The sequence below is a fragment of the Teichococcus vastitatis genome, from assembly GCF_003604215.1.
Lineage (GTDB): Bacteria > Pseudomonadota > Alphaproteobacteria > Acetobacterales > Acetobacteraceae > Pseudoroseomonas > Pseudoroseomonas vastitatis.
The window spans coordinates 24,904-40,111 of the sequence record NZ_QXGS01000009.1 but is presented as its reverse complement, the minus strand read 5'-3'; the positions used below and the strand labels follow the sequence as shown (position 1 = coordinate 40,111).

Below are 15,208 nucleotides of genomic sequence, written 5' to 3'. Positions count from 1 at the left end.
CCCTGGCTTTGGGTAACCGTATGGTTACCGAAAGAACCATGGGAGGGACGTCATGGCGGAACGCCGCATCGGCCTCGTCATGCATGGCGTGACAGGCCGCATGGGAATGAACCAGCACCTGATCCGCTCGATCGCGGCGATCCGCCGCGATGGCGGGGTGCTGCTGACGAATGGCGACCGGCTGATGCCGGACCCGGTGATCGTCGGCCGCAACCGGGAGAAGCTGCAAGCTCTCGCCGCAGCGCACAATATCCCGCGCGTCAGCACGGATCTCGATGCCTGCCTCGCCGATACGAAGGACGAGATCTTCTTCGATGCCGCCACCACGCAGATGCGGGGCGAGCTGATCCGCCGCGCCATCGCCGCCGGGAAGCACATCTATTGCGAGAAGCCGACCTCGGACAATCTGCCGGAGGCACTGGAACTGGCTCGGCTGGCGCGGCGCGCCGGCGTGAAGAACGGCGTGGTGCAGGACAAGCTTTTCCTGCCCGGCCTGCGCAAGCTGAAGATGGTGATCGACAGCGGCTTCCTCGGCCGCATCCTCTCGGTGCGCGGTGAATTCGGCTACTGGGTGTTCGAAGGCGACCTTCAGCCGACGCAGCGGCCGTCCTGGAACTACAAGAAGGCCGAAGGCGGCGGCATCATCCTCGATATGCTCTGCCACTGGCGCTACGTGCTGGACAATCTGTTCGGCGAGGTGCGTTCCGTGTCCTGCCTCGGCGCAACCCACATCCCCGAGCGCCTGGACGAGCAGGGCCGCCGCTATCAGGCCGACACGGATGACGCGGCCTATGCCACCTTTGAACTGGCTGGCGGCGTGGTCGCGCAGATCAATTCCTCCTGGACCACGCGGGTCCGGCGCGACGACCTTGTCACCTTTCACGTGGACGGAACCCATGGCAGCGCCGTCGCCGGCCTGACGAAATGTCTGACGCAGAGCCGCGTCAACACGCCGAAGCCGATCTGGAACCCGGACGTCCCGCAGCCGATCGACTTCTTCGCCGGCTGGCAGGAGGTGCCGGATACCGACAGCTATCCGAATGGCTTCCGCGTGCAATGGGAGATGTTTCTGCGCCACGTCGCCGGGGAGGTCCCGGACTACCCTTGGGACCTGCTGGCCGGTGCCAAGGGCGTACAATTAGCGGAGGCCGGCCTGCAATCCTGGGCCGAGCGCCGCTGGGTCGATCTGCCGCAGCTGGAGGCCTGAGCACCATGCCCTCTCTCACCTTGCCGCAGGCCGATGGCAGCCTGGCGGACTACACGCTCGGCCGGCCGCGCGATTTCGCGGCGGCCACGCCACCCTTCCCGCGCCTCGCTCTTGCGGCGGCGCATGTGGTGGCCGATCCACGGGCCGAACAGGATCCCTGGGTTTCCAGCGCCATCGACTGGGACCGCACCATCGCCTTCCGCCGGCATCTGTGGTCGCTCGGCCTGGGCGTGGCGGAAGCCATGGACACGGCGCAGCGCGGCATGGGACTCGGCTGGCCCGAGGCGCGCGAGCTGATCCGCCGCTCGCTGGATGCCATTCAGGACGTGCCGGGCGCGGTGATGGCCAGCGGCGCCGGCACCGACCACCTAGACGCCACGCCGGACACCACGGTGGACGACGTGCTGCGCGCCTATGAGGAGCAGTGCGAGGCGGTGGAGGCCATGGGCGGCCGCATCATCCTGATGGCCTCCCGCGCCCTGGCCAAGGCGGCGCGCGGCCCGGACGACTACATCCGCGTCTATGACCGCGTACTGCGGCAGGTTCGGCAGCCGGTGATCATCCATTGGCTGGGCGAGATGTTCGACCCGGCGCTGGACGGTTACTGGGGCCATGCGGACCACCACCAGGCCATGGAGGTGGCGCTGGAGGTGATCAACGGCCACGCCGAGAAGGTGGACGGCGTGAAGATCTCGCTGCTGGACAAGCACAAGGAGATCGCCATGCGCCGGCGCCTGCCCACCAATGGTCGTGGCGGGGTGCGCATGTACACCGGGGACGACTTCAACTATGCCGAATTGATTGCTGGCGACGAGCACGGCCATTCCGACGCACTGCTCGGCATCTTCGACCCGATTGCGCCCGCGGTGGGCGGCGCGCTGGCTTCCCTGTCGCGCAACGACCTCGGCACCTTCCACGACATCCTGGCGCCGACGGTTCCGCTGTCCCGCCATATCTTCAAGGCGCCGACGCGCTTCTACAAGACCGGCGTGGTGTTCATGGCCTGGCTGAACGGCCACCAGGATCATTTCGTCATGGTGGGCGGGCAGCAATCGGCGCGTTCGCTGCAGCATTTCTCCGAATTGTTCCGGCTGGCCGACAAGGCCGGGCTGCTGCGCGACCCGGAGATGGCGGCCTCCCGCATGAAGGCGCTGCTGGCGGTGCAGGGGGTATCGTGAACTTCCCGCTTTCCCTCAACACCATCACGGTGAAGCAGCGCTGGGGCCTGGCCGAGTGCATCGAGGGCTGCGCCCGGCACGGCATCTCCGGCATCTCCCCCTGGCGCGACGTGCTGCAGGCCATGGGCGTGGAGGCGGCGGCACGGCAGATCCGCGAGGCCGGGCTCACCGTCACCGGCCTGTGCCGCGGCGGCATGTTCACCGCCGCCGATGCCGCCGGGCGGGCCGCCGCTATCGAGGACAACCGCCGCGCCATCGGCGAGGCGGCGGCGATCGGGGCGCGTTGCCTGGTAATGGTGTGCGGCGGCCTGCCGCCCGGCTCCCGCGACCTGCCCGGTGCCCGCCGCATGGTGGAGGACGGGCTGCACGCCATCCTGCCGGAGGCGCGCGCCGCCGGCGTCACCCTGGCGCTGGAGCCGTTGCACCCGATGACCTGCGCCGACCGCTCGGTGCTGTCCACGCTGGGTCAGGCGCTCGATCTGTGCGAGGCGCTGGGCCAGGACGTCGGCGTCGCTGTCGACGTCTACCATGTTTGGTGGGACCCGGATCTGCGCCGGCAGATGCAGCGGGCGCGCGGCCGCGTCGCCGCCTTCCACACCTGCGATTGGCTGGTGCCCACCACCGACACAGTGTTCGACCGCGGCCTGCCGGGCGACGGGGTGATCGACATCGCGGGCATCCACGGCATGGCGCTGGAGGCTGGCTGGCCCGGCGGCGCCGAGGTCGAGATCCTGTCGCATCGCTGGTGGGCGCAGGATCCGGACGAGGTGTTGCCGCTGCTGAAGGAGCGCCATCAGGCTTTCTGCTGAGCCCACCAAGCGCAAGGGAGGACAACAACAATGAACACCACGCGTCGCCGCCTGCTGCTGGCGGGTCTCGCCCTGCCGGCCGTGGCCAAGGGGGCTGCCGCCGCAGCACCAGGCGCTGCTGCCGGCGGCTGGGCGCCGGGCCACCCCATCCGCTTCATTGTTCCCTTTCCCGCCGGCGGCGCCACGGATGTGGTGGCGCGGGTGCTGGGCGAACGCATGCAGCAGCGCCTCGGCCAGCCGGTGGTGATCGAGAACCGCACCGGATCCGGCGGCAACATCGGCATGGAGGCCGCCGCCCAGGCGGTGCCGGACGGGCACACGCTCGTGATGGGCACCATGGGCACGCTGGCGATCAACCAGCACCTGTACCGCAGTCTCGCCTTTGACCCCGTGCGCAGCTTCGCGCCGGTTTCCATGGCCTTCGGCACCGACCACGTGCTGATCGTCAGCCCCAAGGTGGAGGCGCGCACGGCGCAGGATTTTGTGGCGCTGCTGAAGCGCAGCCCCGGCGGGATCAGCTACGGCTCGGCCGGTTCAGGCTCTTCCACGCACATGGTGGCGGAACTGTTCCGCCTGGCCGCCGGGGCGGAGCCGATGCACGTGCCCTATCGCGGCAGTGCGCCGGCGCTGAACGACACCGTGGCAGGCACGGTGCAGTTCATGCTCGACCAGCTGCCCTCGGCGATCGGGCAGATCCAGGCCGGCACGGTGCGGGCGCTGGCGGTCACCGGGACCCAGCGCTCCGCCATGCTGCCGGAGGTGCCGACCATGGCCGAGATCGGGCTGCCGGCGGCCCAGGCCACCTCCTGGGGCGCGGTGATGGCGCCGGCCGGCACGCCGCAGGCGGCGGTGCTGCAGCTCAACGCGGTGCTGCGGGATGCCCTGGCCGACCACGCGGTGCAGGAACGGCTGGCCGCGGCCGGTGCCGATGCCATCGCGTCCTCGCCGGAGGAGTTGAGCGACATCATGGCGCGGGAGGTGAAACGCTGGGGCGAGGTGGTGCGGGACGGCAGGATCACCGTCAACTAGCCTGCCGGATCGGCGCCCCCGCGCGCATCATCGCCTGGACAGCGTCGCCGCGTCAGCCAGAATACGGCGCGGCGGCGCCTGCCCGGTCCCTGCGGGAATCGGCGGCGTCCCGAACCGGTGGAGACGCGGCGTGGGCCCTGTTCTGATCGCCCTGGACTGGGGCACATCGAGCCTGCGCGGCTTCCTGATGGAGGCTGGCGGCAGCGTGCTGGAACAGCGCGGCAGCCCGCACGGCATCACCAACCTGCCGGAGCCCGGCACCGCCGGCTTCGATGCCGCCTTCGAGGCGCTGTGCGGCCCCTGGCTCGAGCGCTGGCCGGGCTTGCCCGTGGTGGCGGGCGGCATGGTGGGCAGTGCGCAGGGCTGGCGGGAGGCACCCTACGCCGAATGCCCCGCCGATGCGCGGCAACTCGCCGCCGCCGCGGTGCCGGTGGAGGCGCGACGCGGCACGCGCATCCTGATCGCCCCCGGCGTGGTGTCGCGCCCGGCCGGCGCCGCGCCGGACGTGATCCGTGGCGAGGAGATCCAGATCGCCGGCGCGCTGCTCCTGCATCCGGAGCTGGCCACCGGCAGCCACTTCCTGATGCCTGGCACTCATTCCAAATGGGCCGAGGTGCGGGAAGGCCGCATCACCGGCTTCCGCACCTACATGACCGGCGAGCTGTTCGCGGTGCTCAGCCGCCACTCGCTGCTGGGCCGGCTGATGACCGAGGCCGCGGCCGAGCCGGACATGGCGCAGGCTGCCTTCGCGCGCGGCGTCGCCATGGCCCGCGCGGCCCAACCCGGCGAACTGGCGCACCACCTCTTTGCGGCGCGCACGCTGGGCCTGACCGGCGAGCTGCCCGGCGCGGCGCTGAAGGATTTCCTGTCCGGACTGCTGATCGGGCATGAGGTCCTGGGCGGCCTCGGCGCCGCAGGGGCAGGCGACGTGCCGCTCGTGCTGATCGGCGAGGAAGAATTGTGCCGTCGCTACGCCGGCGTGCTGCGGACGTTCGGCAGGACGCCCGACCGCCTGCTGGGTAACACGGCGCCGCCCGGCCTGTTCCATTTCGCGACCGCGGCTGGGCTGCTCGCCCCGCCGCAGGAGGCCTCCCGATGACCCCTTCCCCACACCAGCCGCGGCTCGACTCCGCCTTCGCGCAGCTGCCGCTGGTCGCCATCCTGCGCGGCCTGCGGCCCGAGGAAGCGGCGCCGGTTGCCGAGGCGCTGTTTGAGGCCGGGTTCCGGCTGATCGAGGTGCCGCTGAATTCGCCGGAACCGTTCAACAGCATCGCCACCATACGCCGCCTCCTGCCGCGGGATGCGCTGGTCGGCGCCGGCACGGTGCTGCGCAGCGAGGATGTCGGCCGCCTGGCCGATCTGGGCGCCGAGCTGGTGGTGATGCCGCATGCCGATGCCGCGGTGATCCGTGCCGCCGCGGCGGCGGGAATGCTGTGCACCCCAGGCGTCGCGACGCCGACGGAGGCCTTCGCGGCGCTGGACGCCGGCGCCGCGGCGCTGAAGATCTTTCCGGCCGAGATGGCCGGCCCGCCGGTGATCAAGGCAATGCTGGCGGTACTGCCGCGCGGCACACGGCTGCTCCCGGTGGGGGGCATCACGCCCGACACCATGGCGCCGTTCCGCGCCGCCGGCGCCGCCGGATTCGGCCTCGGCTCGGCCCTCTACAAGCCCGGCATGACGGCGGATGACGTCGCCGGCCAAGCCCGGCGCTTCACCGCCGCCTGGGCGGCCCTGCAGGCGGGCTGAGGCGGCGTGCCGGCCCTGCGCTCATGGCGCCCTGGGCTGACGGGTGGGCCTGGCCGAGGCGGGAACGCGCCTGTTGCCTTCCTGCCGGTCGCGGTGCAGCGCCGCGCGGCCGAGCAGCATCAGCGTCACCGGCGTGGTGGTGACCACCAGCAGGCCGATCAGCACCTCGTGCACCACGGGCCTTCCCTTCTGCACCGAGAAGAACAGCACCGAGCCGAGCAGGACGCAGGCCATGCCGAAGGACGTGCCCAGCGTCGGCGCGTGCAGCCTCTCGTAGAAATCGCCGAGCCGTACCAGGCCCAGCGAGCCGATCAGCGTCAGCACCGCACCGGTCAGCACCAGCAGCCCGACCAGCACAGCGACGATCAGCGGCAGTTCGGCGGCGTGGCTCATTCGATCACCTCGCCGCGCATCAGGAACTTCGCCAGCGCCGCCGTGCCGACGAAGCCGAGCAGCGCGATCACCAGCGCCGCCTCGAAATACAGATCGGTGCCGGAGCGGATGCCGAAGCACAGCAGCAGCATCATGCCGTTGACGTAGAGCGCATCGAGCCCGACCACGCGGTCCTGCGCGCGTGGCCCGCGCAGGATCCGCCAGGCGGCGCAGAACATGGCCAGACCCAGCAGCATCTGGGCCATCAGCACCGACCAGAACAGCACGGCCTCGCTCATGGAAAGATCTCCATCAGGGGTTCCTCATAGCGGTCGCAGATCATGCGCGCCCAGCTTTCCTCGTCGATCAGGTCCAGCACGTGCAGCAGCAGCCAGCCCTCCTCCGCGTCGAACTCCACCCACGCGGTGCCCGGCGCGGCGGTCAGGATGCAGGCCAGCACCGCCAGCGCCTGCGGATTGCGCAACCGGAGCTGGATCCGCAGGAAGCCCGAACGGCGCGTCTTGCTGCGCCCCAGGATCAGGCCCGCCACGGTGATGTTGGAGCGGGCGATGTCCACCAGCACCGCCCTGGTGAGGCGCAGCACCGCACCGAACCGCGCGAGGCGCGGCCGCCCTGGCCGCAGCACCGCTAGCGCCCAGCCGCCGAGCAGCGCCAGTACCAGGCCCACCAGCACCGGCCCGGGCGACACCGTCTGGTTCAACAGCAGCCACATCACAAGCAACGCGGCGGATATCACCGGATGCGGCAGGAAACGGCTCATGGCGCGCGCCCGATCACGCCGGTGAGATAACCCTGCGGCGCGTGCAGCTCGGCCGCCGCGGCCTGCATGTAGCGCATCAGCGGCCCCGCCGCGGCGGTCATGGTGGCGCAGCACAGCAACAGCAGCAGCACCGGCGCGATCTCGATCAGGCCGACCCGCGGCACGGAACGCCCGGCGGTGGCCCACAGGCTGCGGATGCCGGCGCGGGTCATGGCCAGCACCGTGGCGAAGCCGGACAGCACCAGCGCTGCCAGCAGCCCCCAGCCGGCTGGCGACACCTCCACCGGGCCACGCCCCAGCCCGGCCGGATTCAGGATGCCGGTGAGCATGGCGAATTTGGCGATGAAGCCGGACAATGGCGGCAGGCCGGCCAGCAGCAGGGCACAACACAGGAAACACAGCCCCAGCACCGCCATGGTGGCAGGAACGGCGACGCCGACCTCGTCGTCCAGCTCGCCATCGTCGTCGTCGCCATCGCCGAAGGCTTCCAGCGTCACCGCCAGCACGTCGGCGCCGAGGTCGCGGCCGCGCTCGATCAGCTCGATCAGCAGGAACAGCGCGCCGATCGCCAAGGCCGAGCTGGCCAGATAGAACAGGGCGCCGCCGGTAACGGTGACCTGCCCGGCGCCCACCGCCGCCAGCAGCGTGCCGGAGGAGATCAGCACCGACGCCCCGGCCAGACGTGACAGATCCTGCGTCGCCAGCACCGAGACGGCGCCGAAGCCGATGGTGACGATGCCGCCCGCCAGCAGCCAGGTGGAACCGAACCCGGCCGAGGCTCCGGCCTCGGCGCCGAACAGCAGCAGCCACAGCCGCAGCACCGCGTAGATGCCGACCTTGCTCATCATGGAGAAGATGGCCGCCGCCGGCGGGCTCACCACCGAATAGGTCGGCGCCAGCCAGAAGCCGACCGGCCACATGCCCGCCTTCACCAGGAAGGCCATGCCGAGGATGGCAGCGCCGGCTTCCAGGATCGACCGGTTCTCCGCCGGAACGGCGGCGATGCGCTCGGCGAGGTCGGCCATGTTCAGCGTGCCGGCGACGCCGTAGATCATGCTGACGCCGATCAGGAACAACAGCGACGCGGCCAGGTTGATGGCGATGTAGTGCAGCCCCGCCTTGACCCGCGCCACACCGGAGCCGTGCAGCGCCAGGCCGTAGGAGGCGGCCAGCAGCACCTCGAAGAACACGAACAGGTTGAACAGGTCGCCGGTCAGGAAGGCACCGTTCAGCCCCATCAGCTGGAACTGGAACAAGGCATGGAAATGCACGCCCATGCGTTGCCAGCGCGCCAGCGAGAACACCAGCGCCGCCAGCCCGAGCAGCGCCGTCAGCACCAGCAGCAGTGCCGCCAGCCGGTCGGCCACCAGCACGATGCCGAAGCTGGCCGGCCAGTCGCCGAGGCGATACACGGTGACCATGCCCGGGCCGCCACTGCCATGCGCCTGCAGGGCGATGGCCACGGCCACCGCCAGCTGCAGCACGGCCGAGCCGATGCCGAGGCCGGCGCGCAGCCGGGCGCGCCGTTCCTCCAGTGGGATCATCGCCGCTCCGGCCAGCAGCGGCAGCAGGATCGGCAGGATCGTCAGCTGTTGCATCAGGCCGCTCACCGGTCGCGCGCCCGGCCATCCACGTGGTCACCGCCGGTCAGGCCGCGCGCCGCCATCATCACCACCAGGAACAGGGCGGTGGTGGCGAAGCCGATCACGATGGCGGTCAGCACCAGCGCCTGCGGCAGCGGATCGGCATACACCGCCGGGTCGCCGGCGGTTCCCGGCTCCAGCACCGGTGGTCGTCCGACCGGGAAGCGGCCCATGCTGAAGATGAACAGGTTCACGGCATAGGACAGCAGCGAGAGGCCGATGATCACCTGAAAGGTGCGCGGCCGCATCAGCAGCCACACGCCGGAGCCGCCGAGCACGCCGATGGCTAGGGCCAGGATCAGTTCCATTAATCGTCTCCGGTGGCCAGGGCGGACAGGGAGGGTCTGGCCCCCACGGGCGGCGGCGGCGGCGCGGCGCGCTGGCTGCGCACCGATTGGTGCGCAATGGCGATCAGCATCAGCACCGTGGCGCCGAACACCAGGGCAAAGACCCCGAGGTCGAACAGCACCGCGCTGGCCACCGGCAGCCGACCCAGCCAGCCGAGATCGGCATAAGCGAAGTAGGAGGTCATGAACGGCCGGCCGAACAGCATGGCGCCGGCGCCGGTGCCGGCGGCCAGCAGCAGACCGGCCCCCATCCAGCGCAGCGGGCGCACCCGCAGATGGTCCTCCACCCAGCGCGTGCCCGCGGCCATGTATTGCAGCAGGATCGCCACGGACATCATCAGCCCGGCGGCGAAGCCGCCACCCGGCAGGTCGTGGCCGCGCAGCAGCAGAAACACCGCGACAAGGCCGACCACCGGGAACATCAGCCGCATCAGCACGCCGGGCACCAGCAGCCATTCTCCGGCCTCGCCTTGCTGCTGCTCCGGCACGCCGACGCTTTCCGGGGCGGGGCGAAAGCGGCGCAGCAGGGCATAGACGGTGAGCGCCACGATGCCGAGCACGGCGATCTCGCCCATCGTGTCGAAGCCGCGGAAATCCACCAGGATCACATTGACCACATTGGTGCCGCCGCCCTCGGAATAGGCGCGCTCCAGGAAGTGGCGGGAGATGCCCTCCGGCGAGACCCGGGTCATGGTGGCGTAGGACAGGACGGCCAGCCCGGCGCCGGCCGCCACGGCCACGGTGAGGTCGCGGAAGCGGCGCAGCCGGGCGCGGGTGTCGCCGCCGCTCCGGCGTTCCGTCCGCTTCGGCAGCCAGCGCAGGCCGAGCAGCAGCAACACGGTGGTCACTACCTCCACCAGCAGCTGGGTCAGCGCCAGGTCGGGGGCGGAGAACCAGACAAAGGTTAGGCAGGTGACCAGTCCGGCCCCACCCAGCAGGATCAGGGCGGCCAGCCGGTGGTACTTGGCCTGGTAGGCCGCCGCCATGGCGCAGCCGCCGCCGACGATCCACATCAGCGCCACCACCGGATCGATTCCGGTCAGCGCCACTTGGCCCGGATAAAGGCCATAGGGCAGCAGGGCCAGAATGACGGCCAGGATGGTGACGCAGACCACCAGCCGCAGCTGCATCTGCAGCCGTGCGGTGCCGAGCAGCCGCTCCAGCGTGCGGGCGAAGCGCCAAGACAGGAACACCATGGCCTGGTCGAAGATGCGGCGCCCGTCGAGGCCGCGCAGCAGCGGCACGTCCTCGATCCCGGCATTCAGGTGGGGCTGCAAGACGCGGTACAACAGCACGCCGCCCGCCAGCGCGATCAGGCTCATCACTAGCGGCAGGTTGATGCCGTGCCATACCGCCAGGCTGTATTCCGGCGTCGCCGCGCCCAGCACCGAGTGCACCGCCACATCGAGGTAGGGGCCGATGGTCGCGGCCGGCAGGATGCCCACCACCATGCAGCCGAACACCAGGATCTCGACCGGCACGCGCATCCATTGCGGCGGCTCATGCGGCGTGCGCGGCAGGTCGTTGGTCACCGGGCCGAAGAAGGCACCGTGGATGAAGCGCAGGGAATAGGCCACGGCCAGGATGCCGGCCAGCAGCGCCGCCAGCGGCAGCAGGCTGTGCAACAGCGTCGGCGCGCTGGAGGCATCCAGCGCCTCGGTGAAGAACATCTCCTTCGAGATGAAGCCGTTCAGCAGCGGCACGCCGGCCATCGCCGCGGCCGCCACCAAGGCGAGGCGGGCGGTGAAGGGCATGGTCTCGTTCAGGCCGCTGAGGCGGCGGATGTCGCGCGTTCCGGTTTCATGGTCGATGATGCCGACCGCCATGAACAGTGACGCCTTGAAGGTGGCGTGGTTCATGGTGTGGAAGATCGCGGCCACCAGGGCCAGCGGGCTGTTCAGGCTGAGCAGCAGGGTGATGAGCCCGAGATGGCTGATGGTGGAATAAGCCAGCAATCCCTTCAGATCGTGCTGGAAGATGGCGACGTAGGCACCCACCAGCAGAGTGATCGTGCCCGAGGTGCCAAGGATCCAGAACCAGGCATCGGTGCCCGACATCACGGGCCACAGTCGCGCCATCAGGAAGATACCGGCCTTCACCAGCGTGGCCGAGTGCAGGTAGGCGGACACCGGCGTCGGCGCCGCCATGGCCTGCGGCAACCAGAAGTGGAACGGGAATTGCGCGCTTTTGGTGAGGGCGCCGAGCAGGATCAGCACCAGGGCCGGCAGGTAGAGGGAATGGCCGCGGATCGCCTCGCCCGAGGCCAGCACCCGGTCCAGATCGTAGGAGCCGACGATGTGGCCCAGCAGCAGCATGCCCGCCAGCAGCGCCAGCCCGCCCGCGGCGGTGACGGTGAGGGCCATGCGCGCCCCATCCCGCGCCGCCGCCGAATGCTGCCAGTAGCCGATCAGCAGGAACGAGAAGAGCGAGGTCAGCTCCCAGAAGAAAACGAGCTGTATCAGGTTGCCCGACAGCACCAGCCCCATCATCGAGCCCATGAAGGCCAGCAGGAAAGCGAAGAAGCGCGGGATCGGATCTTCCTGCGACATATAGTAGCGGGCGTAGAGCACCACCAGGAAGCCGATGCCGGCCACCATCACCGCGAACACCGAGGCGAAGCCATCCATGCGCAGCACGAGGTTGAGGCCGAGTTCCGGCACCCACGGGATCTCGAAGCGCGGCACGGCGCCGCCCGCGATGGACACGTAGCAGAGCCAGACCATCGCCAGCGACAACAGCGCCACGCCGCCCGCCAGCCAGGATTCCAGGTGCCGGGCGTTGTTCGGCAGCATGGCCGCGACAACGGATCCCAGGAACGGAAGCAGGATCGCGGCCGAAAGGTAGAGGGCGTCAGGCATCAGGCACCGGGCTTTCCAGGGATCGAAACGGGGGGCACGCCGCGGCGAGGTGAGCCGCGCGGGTCACCCCTCTTCGTTGTGGTCGTCGGCCTGATCGGCGGCCCGGAGCAGAGACAGCGCCTCGGCGGCCGAGCCAGCCTTGCGCAGCCGGCGCGGCAATTGGCTGCCGCGCAGCGAGCGGCAGATGTCGGACAGGGCCGGCAGGAAGCCTTCCGAATTCTGCTCGGGCCACAAAACCAGGAACACGAGATCGACCCGTTCGCCATCGCGTGCCTCGAATTCGATCGGCTGCTCCAGCCGCGCCAGAACCGCCAAGGGCCGGTCGAGCCCGGCCATACGCGCATGGGGCAGGGCAATGCCGCGCCCGAGCGCCGTCGAACCCAGCTTCTCACGCCCTTCCAGCGCCTCGAGGATGTCCTTGCGCGAATGACCGAGCCGCTCCGCCGCCTCGGTGGCCAGCAGCTCGAGCAGTTCGGCCTTGTTGGCGGGACCGAGCCTGAGGACATCTTCCTCGGCCGGAAACAGATCTGCCAGCGCCATCGAATCTTCCCACCATATGTTTCGGTCCATGCTGGCCGGGACAGCCCAGAATGGTGCGGCACCTGGAACCAGTTCCCACCGGAACGCTGCTCCACGCGCCCACAACGCCGCAAACCTCCGATCGGCGTCGCTGCTGCAGCTGCAACAACATTCCCGACAGATCAGCCCCAGTATAGTTCAGCATCCCCGATCATCCAATAGTACCCGACCGGTCACTGGCTGTTGTCCGCCGATCATGGCGGAACCGGAGTGGTAATCTTCAAGATGATCGGGACGTGCAGCACCAATCAATCGACCAAATGTTCACCATGAGGAAAGATATTCTTGGATAACTGAGCAAGTTACGTGCAGTACACGTTGTCATCGGCTCTTGAACTCTGCAGTAACCGATTTTTCCTTGGGGGTCGACGCCGTGGCTTAATGCGGCGCCCTGCAGGAGCTCGAGCGAAACCGGCGCAACCGAGACCGCCCGATCCGGACGTGATCCGCCGGACGGAGATCCGGATGCCGGCCGAGGCCCGGTGCCGGAGGAACAAGGGACGGCTTCCGGGCCGCCCCATGCCGCGCCATCAGTGAAACCGGGGTGGCTGACAGCCGGATCTGATGGAGGTGCGGCGAAGCGCTGGGCGAGGCAGGTGGCGATGCCGCCTCGCTGGTGAGGCGGGTGCGGGCCGCTCAGTTCTGCGGCGGCCCGGCGGCACGCCAGCGATACAGGGCACGGGCCAGGGCATCCAGCAGGAAACCCAGCAGGCCGATCAGCACCACCACCGCCATCAGCTCGGAATAGGCGAGCCGATCGCGGGTATCGAGCACCAGATAGCCGAGCCCGCCCGAGACGCCGAGCATCTCCGCCGGTACCAGCACGATCCACAGGATGCCGATGGCCAAGCGGGTGCCGGTCAGCACGGGTGCCAGGATGCCGGGCAGCACGATGCGGAACAGGGTTTCGCGACGCGTCGCCGCCAGGCTGCGGGCCAGCAGCAGCCAGCGCCGGTCCAGCCGGCGAACGCCCTCGGCGGTGCTGAGCAGCACCGGCCAGACGGCGGCGAAAAACAACAAAAAGAAGATCGGTGCATCGCCGACGCCGAACAGCATCACCGCCAGCGGCATCCAGGACAGCGGCGAGATCATGCGCAGGAACTGAAAGGCGGGAGAGGTCGCCGCCTCCACCACCCGCAGGCTGCCCACCGCGAGGCCGAGCGGCACGCCCACCACCAGCGCGGCGCCCAGCCCGACCAGCACGCGCCTCAGGCTGAGCCAGATGTGCTGAAACAGGTCTCCGTAGCGCACCAGCTCCACCAGGCTGGCCGCCGCAGCGCCGGGGGCGAAGCGGCGGGCAAATCCGCCCGGCTCGGCCAGCGGCCCGGTGCCCAGCCACCACAGCGCCAGCAACAGGGTCAGGCCGGCCAGCCCGAGCAACAGCCGCTGCCAGCCGGCGCCGCCGCCGGGTCGGACTCGTGGAGCCGGGCTGACGAGCGAGGCGGCGGCGCCGCTCACGCCAGCACCGTTTCGCTGCGGGTGAAGCTGTCGGGGATGCCGAACACGGCGGGTCCGCCTACCTCGGCGATCGCGGTGCGAACGAAGCGGTCATCCACCAGCTCGCGCGCCGCCTGCGCCGGATCGAGGGCATCAAGGAAGCCGCGCTCGCCCTCAACCAGCGTGTTCTTGAGCCGCCGGACCAGCTCCTCCGTATAGGAAGGAAAGGGATAGGGCTGGAAGTCGATGCGCCGGTTGCTCCATTCCGCGTGGCGAATGGCGCCCGAGGCGAGATAGGCGGCACGGTCCGCCGCGTCCGGGGCCAGCACCTTGGCCAGCACGGCGGCCGGGTGCGGGGTATAGCGGTTCGGGTTCTCGCGCGACAGGATCCGCGCCGTCTCGGCACGGTTGTCCCGGATCCAGGCCTGCGCCTTGACCACGGCGTTGACCACCTTCTGCGACCATTCGGGCCGGCGCTGCAGGTCGGATTCCTGCATCGCCACCACGCAGCAGGCATGGTCGCGCCACACATCCCCGGTGAAGCGCAGCACCTTGCCGACGCCCTGCGCCTCGGCCGCGGCGTTGAACGGCTCGGCGACGATGTAGCCGGCGATGCGCCTGGCCGCGAGCGCAGGCACCATGTCGGAGGGCGGCATCACCACCAGCGCCACCTCATCCGCCGCCGGCGCGGCGCCGCCCCGCGTCACCACCGGCTTCAGGCCGTTGGCGCGCAGCAGCGTGCCCAGCACCACGTTGTGGATGGAATACCAGAACGGCACCGCGACGGTCTGGCCGCCCAGCGCCCGCACGTCATTGATACTGGGCTGCACCGTGAGCCCTGAGCCGTCCAGGTGGTTCCAGGCCACGACCTTCAGCGGCGCGCGGCTGCCGAAGCGGGCCCACACCGTCATGGGCGACAGCAGGTGAACCACGTCCACCTGCCCGGCCAGGAAGGCCTCGATCACCTGGGCCCAGGAACGCAGCAGCACCGGCTTCTCGGCGCGCAACCCCTCGGCCTCGAACAAGCCCCGCGCATGGGCGACCAGCAGCGGCGTGGCATCGGTGATCGGCAGGTACCCGATCCGCACCGCGGCATCCGCGCCGGGCTGCGCGCGGGCGGAGCGGGCCCGCAGCAGCGGGGCGGCGCCGGCGGCGGTGAACAGCGTGGCCAGGCGCAACGCATCGCGGCGGGAGAAGAACTCGCTTTCCATGCAGAACTCCG

The 15,208-nt window shown here is 70.0% G+C and carries 15 protein-coding genes; 6 read left to right on the top strand and 9 right to left on the bottom strand.

What is annotated here, in order from left to right; all coding sequences use genetic code 11:
* Window positions 1-52 precede the first annotated feature (52 nt).
* From D2K64_RS13095 to D2K64_RS13070, 6 genes are all read left to right on the top strand, one after another.
* Window positions 53-1,207 carry a Gfo/Idh/MocA family protein gene (locus tag D2K64_RS13095; RefSeq protein WP_120008819.1) on the top strand — a complete coding sequence of 385 codons (1,155 nt, stop codon included), beginning with the start codon at window positions 53-55 and terminating at the stop codon, window positions 1,205-1,207.
* Between the two features lie 5 nt (window positions 1,208-1,212).
* Window positions 1,213-2,385, top strand: coding sequence for a dihydrodipicolinate synthase family protein (locus D2K64_RS13090; RefSeq protein WP_120008818.1), 1,173 nt, complete (start codon window positions 1,213-1,215; stop codon window positions 2,383-2,385).
* On the top strand, window positions 2,382-3,194 hold the full coding sequence (locus D2K64_RS13085) for a sugar phosphate isomerase/epimerase family protein (RefSeq protein WP_238384170.1): 813 nt from the start codon (window positions 2,382-2,384) through the stop codon (window positions 3,192-3,194). Before D2K64_RS13090 ends, D2K64_RS13085 begins: the two co-directional genes overlap by 4 nt.
* Before the next feature lie 30 nt (window positions 3,195-3,224).
* Window positions 3,225-4,223, top strand: a complete 999-nt coding sequence (locus tag D2K64_RS13080; protein ID WP_120008817.1) for a Bug family tripartite tricarboxylate transporter substrate binding protein — start codon at window positions 3,225-3,227, stop codon at window positions 4,221-4,223.
* Between the two features lie 130 nt (window positions 4,224-4,353).
* A complete protein-coding gene (locus tag D2K64_RS13075) occupies window positions 4,354-5,322 on the top strand; it encodes a 2-dehydro-3-deoxygalactonokinase (protein WP_238384169.1) in 969 nt (322 codons plus the stop codon).
* On the top strand, window positions 5,319-5,969 hold the full coding sequence (locus tag D2K64_RS13070; protein ID WP_120008816.1) for a 2-dehydro-3-deoxy-6-phosphogalactonate aldolase: 651 nt from the start codon (window positions 5,319-5,321) through the stop codon (window positions 5,967-5,969). Before D2K64_RS13075 ends, D2K64_RS13070 begins: the two co-directional genes overlap by 4 nt.
* A 21-nt stretch (window positions 5,970-5,990) precedes the next feature.
* Here the strand turns inward: D2K64_RS13070 and mnhG are convergent, their stop codons facing one another.
* The 9 genes from mnhG to D2K64_RS13025 form a co-directional block, all read right to left on the bottom strand.
* Window positions 5,991-6,362, bottom strand: a complete 372-nt coding sequence (mnhG, locus tag D2K64_RS13065) for a monovalent cation/H(+) antiporter subunit G (RefSeq protein ID WP_120008815.1) — start codon at window positions 6,360-6,362, stop codon at window positions 5,991-5,993.
* Window positions 6,359-6,640: a K+/H+ antiporter subunit F gene (locus D2K64_RS13060; RefSeq protein ID WP_120008814.1), complete on the bottom strand. Its 282-nt coding sequence runs from the start codon at window positions 6,638-6,640 to the stop codon at window positions 6,359-6,361. Before D2K64_RS13060 ends, mnhG begins: the two co-directional genes overlap by 4 nt.
* A complete protein-coding gene (locus D2K64_RS13055; protein WP_120008813.1) occupies window positions 6,637-7,122 on the bottom strand; it encodes a Na+/H+ antiporter subunit E in 486 nt (161 codons plus the stop codon). The genes D2K64_RS13060 and D2K64_RS13055 overlap by 4 nt, the downstream gene beginning before the upstream one ends.
* Window positions 7,119-8,720 (bottom strand): monovalent cation/H+ antiporter subunit D, encoded by a 1,602-nt coding sequence (locus tag D2K64_RS13050; RefSeq protein WP_120008904.1) that lies wholly within the window; start codon window positions 8,718-8,720, stop codon window positions 7,119-7,121. Before D2K64_RS13050 ends, D2K64_RS13055 begins: the two co-directional genes overlap by 4 nt.
* Window positions 8,721-8,728: 8 nt before the next feature.
* A complete protein-coding gene (locus tag D2K64_RS13045; RefSeq protein ID WP_120008812.1) occupies window positions 8,729-9,073 on the bottom strand; it encodes a Na+/H+ antiporter subunit C in 345 nt (114 codons plus the stop codon).
* Entirely contained in the window at window positions 9,073-11,970 is a 2,898-nt protein-coding gene (locus D2K64_RS13040; RefSeq protein WP_120008811.1) for a monovalent cation/H+ antiporter subunit A, read from the bottom strand. Before D2K64_RS13040 ends, D2K64_RS13045 begins: the two co-directional genes overlap by 1 nt.
* A gap of 63 nt (window positions 11,971-12,033) precedes the next feature.
* Window positions 12,034-12,510: a PTS sugar transporter subunit IIA gene (locus D2K64_RS13035; protein WP_120008810.1), complete on the bottom strand. Its 477-nt coding sequence runs from the start codon at window positions 12,508-12,510 to the stop codon at window positions 12,034-12,036.
* A 675-nt stretch (window positions 12,511-13,185) separates the two neighbouring features.
* Window positions 13,186-14,007: an ABC transporter permease gene (locus D2K64_RS13030; RefSeq protein WP_202910660.1), complete on the bottom strand. Its 822-nt coding sequence runs from the start codon at window positions 14,005-14,007 to the stop codon at window positions 13,186-13,188.
* Window positions 14,004-15,197 carry an ABC transporter substrate-binding protein gene (locus D2K64_RS13025; RefSeq protein WP_120008809.1) on the bottom strand — a complete coding sequence of 398 codons (1,194 nt, stop codon included), beginning with the start codon at window positions 15,195-15,197 and terminating at the stop codon, window positions 14,004-14,006. Before D2K64_RS13025 ends, D2K64_RS13030 begins: the two co-directional genes overlap by 4 nt.
* Window positions 15,198-15,208: the final 11 nt, after the last annotated feature.

Coding starts and splice junctions, on each gene's coding strand:
- D2K64_RS13080 (WP_120008817.1), top strand. CDS start 3,225: ATGAACACCACGCGTCGCCGCCTGCTGCTGGCGGGTCTCGCCCTGCCG.
- D2K64_RS13040 (WP_120008811.1), bottom strand. CDS start 11,970: ATGCCTGACGCCCTCTACCTTTCGGCCGCGATCCTGCTTCCGTTCCTG.
- D2K64_RS13025 (WP_120008809.1), bottom strand. CDS start 15,197: ATGGAAAGCGAGTTCTTCTCCCGCCGCGATGCGTTGCGCCTGGCCACG.
- D2K64_RS13095 (WP_120008819.1), top strand. CDS start 53: ATGGCGGAACGCCGCATCGGCCTCGTCATGCATGGCGTGACAGGCCGC.
- D2K64_RS13070 (WP_120008816.1), top strand. CDS start 5,319: ATGACCCCTTCCCCACACCAGCCGCGGCTCGACTCCGCCTTCGCGCAG.
- D2K64_RS13050 (WP_120008904.1), bottom strand. CDS start 8,720: ATGCAACAGCTGACGATCCTGCCGATCCTGCTGCCGCTGCTGGCCGGA.
- D2K64_RS13090 (WP_120008818.1), top strand. CDS start 1,213: ATGCCCTCTCTCACCTTGCCGCAGGCCGATGGCAGCCTGGCGGACTAC.
- mnhG (WP_120008815.1), bottom strand. CDS start 6,362: ATGAGCCACGCCGCCGAACTGCCGCTGATCGTCGCTGTGCTGGTCGGG.
- D2K64_RS13060 (WP_120008814.1), bottom strand. CDS start 6,640: ATGAGCGAGGCCGTGCTGTTCTGGTCGGTGCTGATGGCCCAGATGCTG.
- D2K64_RS13055 (WP_120008813.1), bottom strand. CDS start 7,122: ATGAGCCGTTTCCTGCCGCATCCGGTGATATCCGCCGCGTTGCTTGTG.
- D2K64_RS13045 (WP_120008812.1), bottom strand. CDS start 9,073: ATGGAACTGATCCTGGCCCTAGCCATCGGCGTGCTCGGCGGCTCCGGC.
- D2K64_RS13035 (WP_120008810.1), bottom strand. CDS start 12,510: ATGGCGCTGGCAGATCTGTTTCCGGCCGAGGAAGATGTCCTCAGGCTC.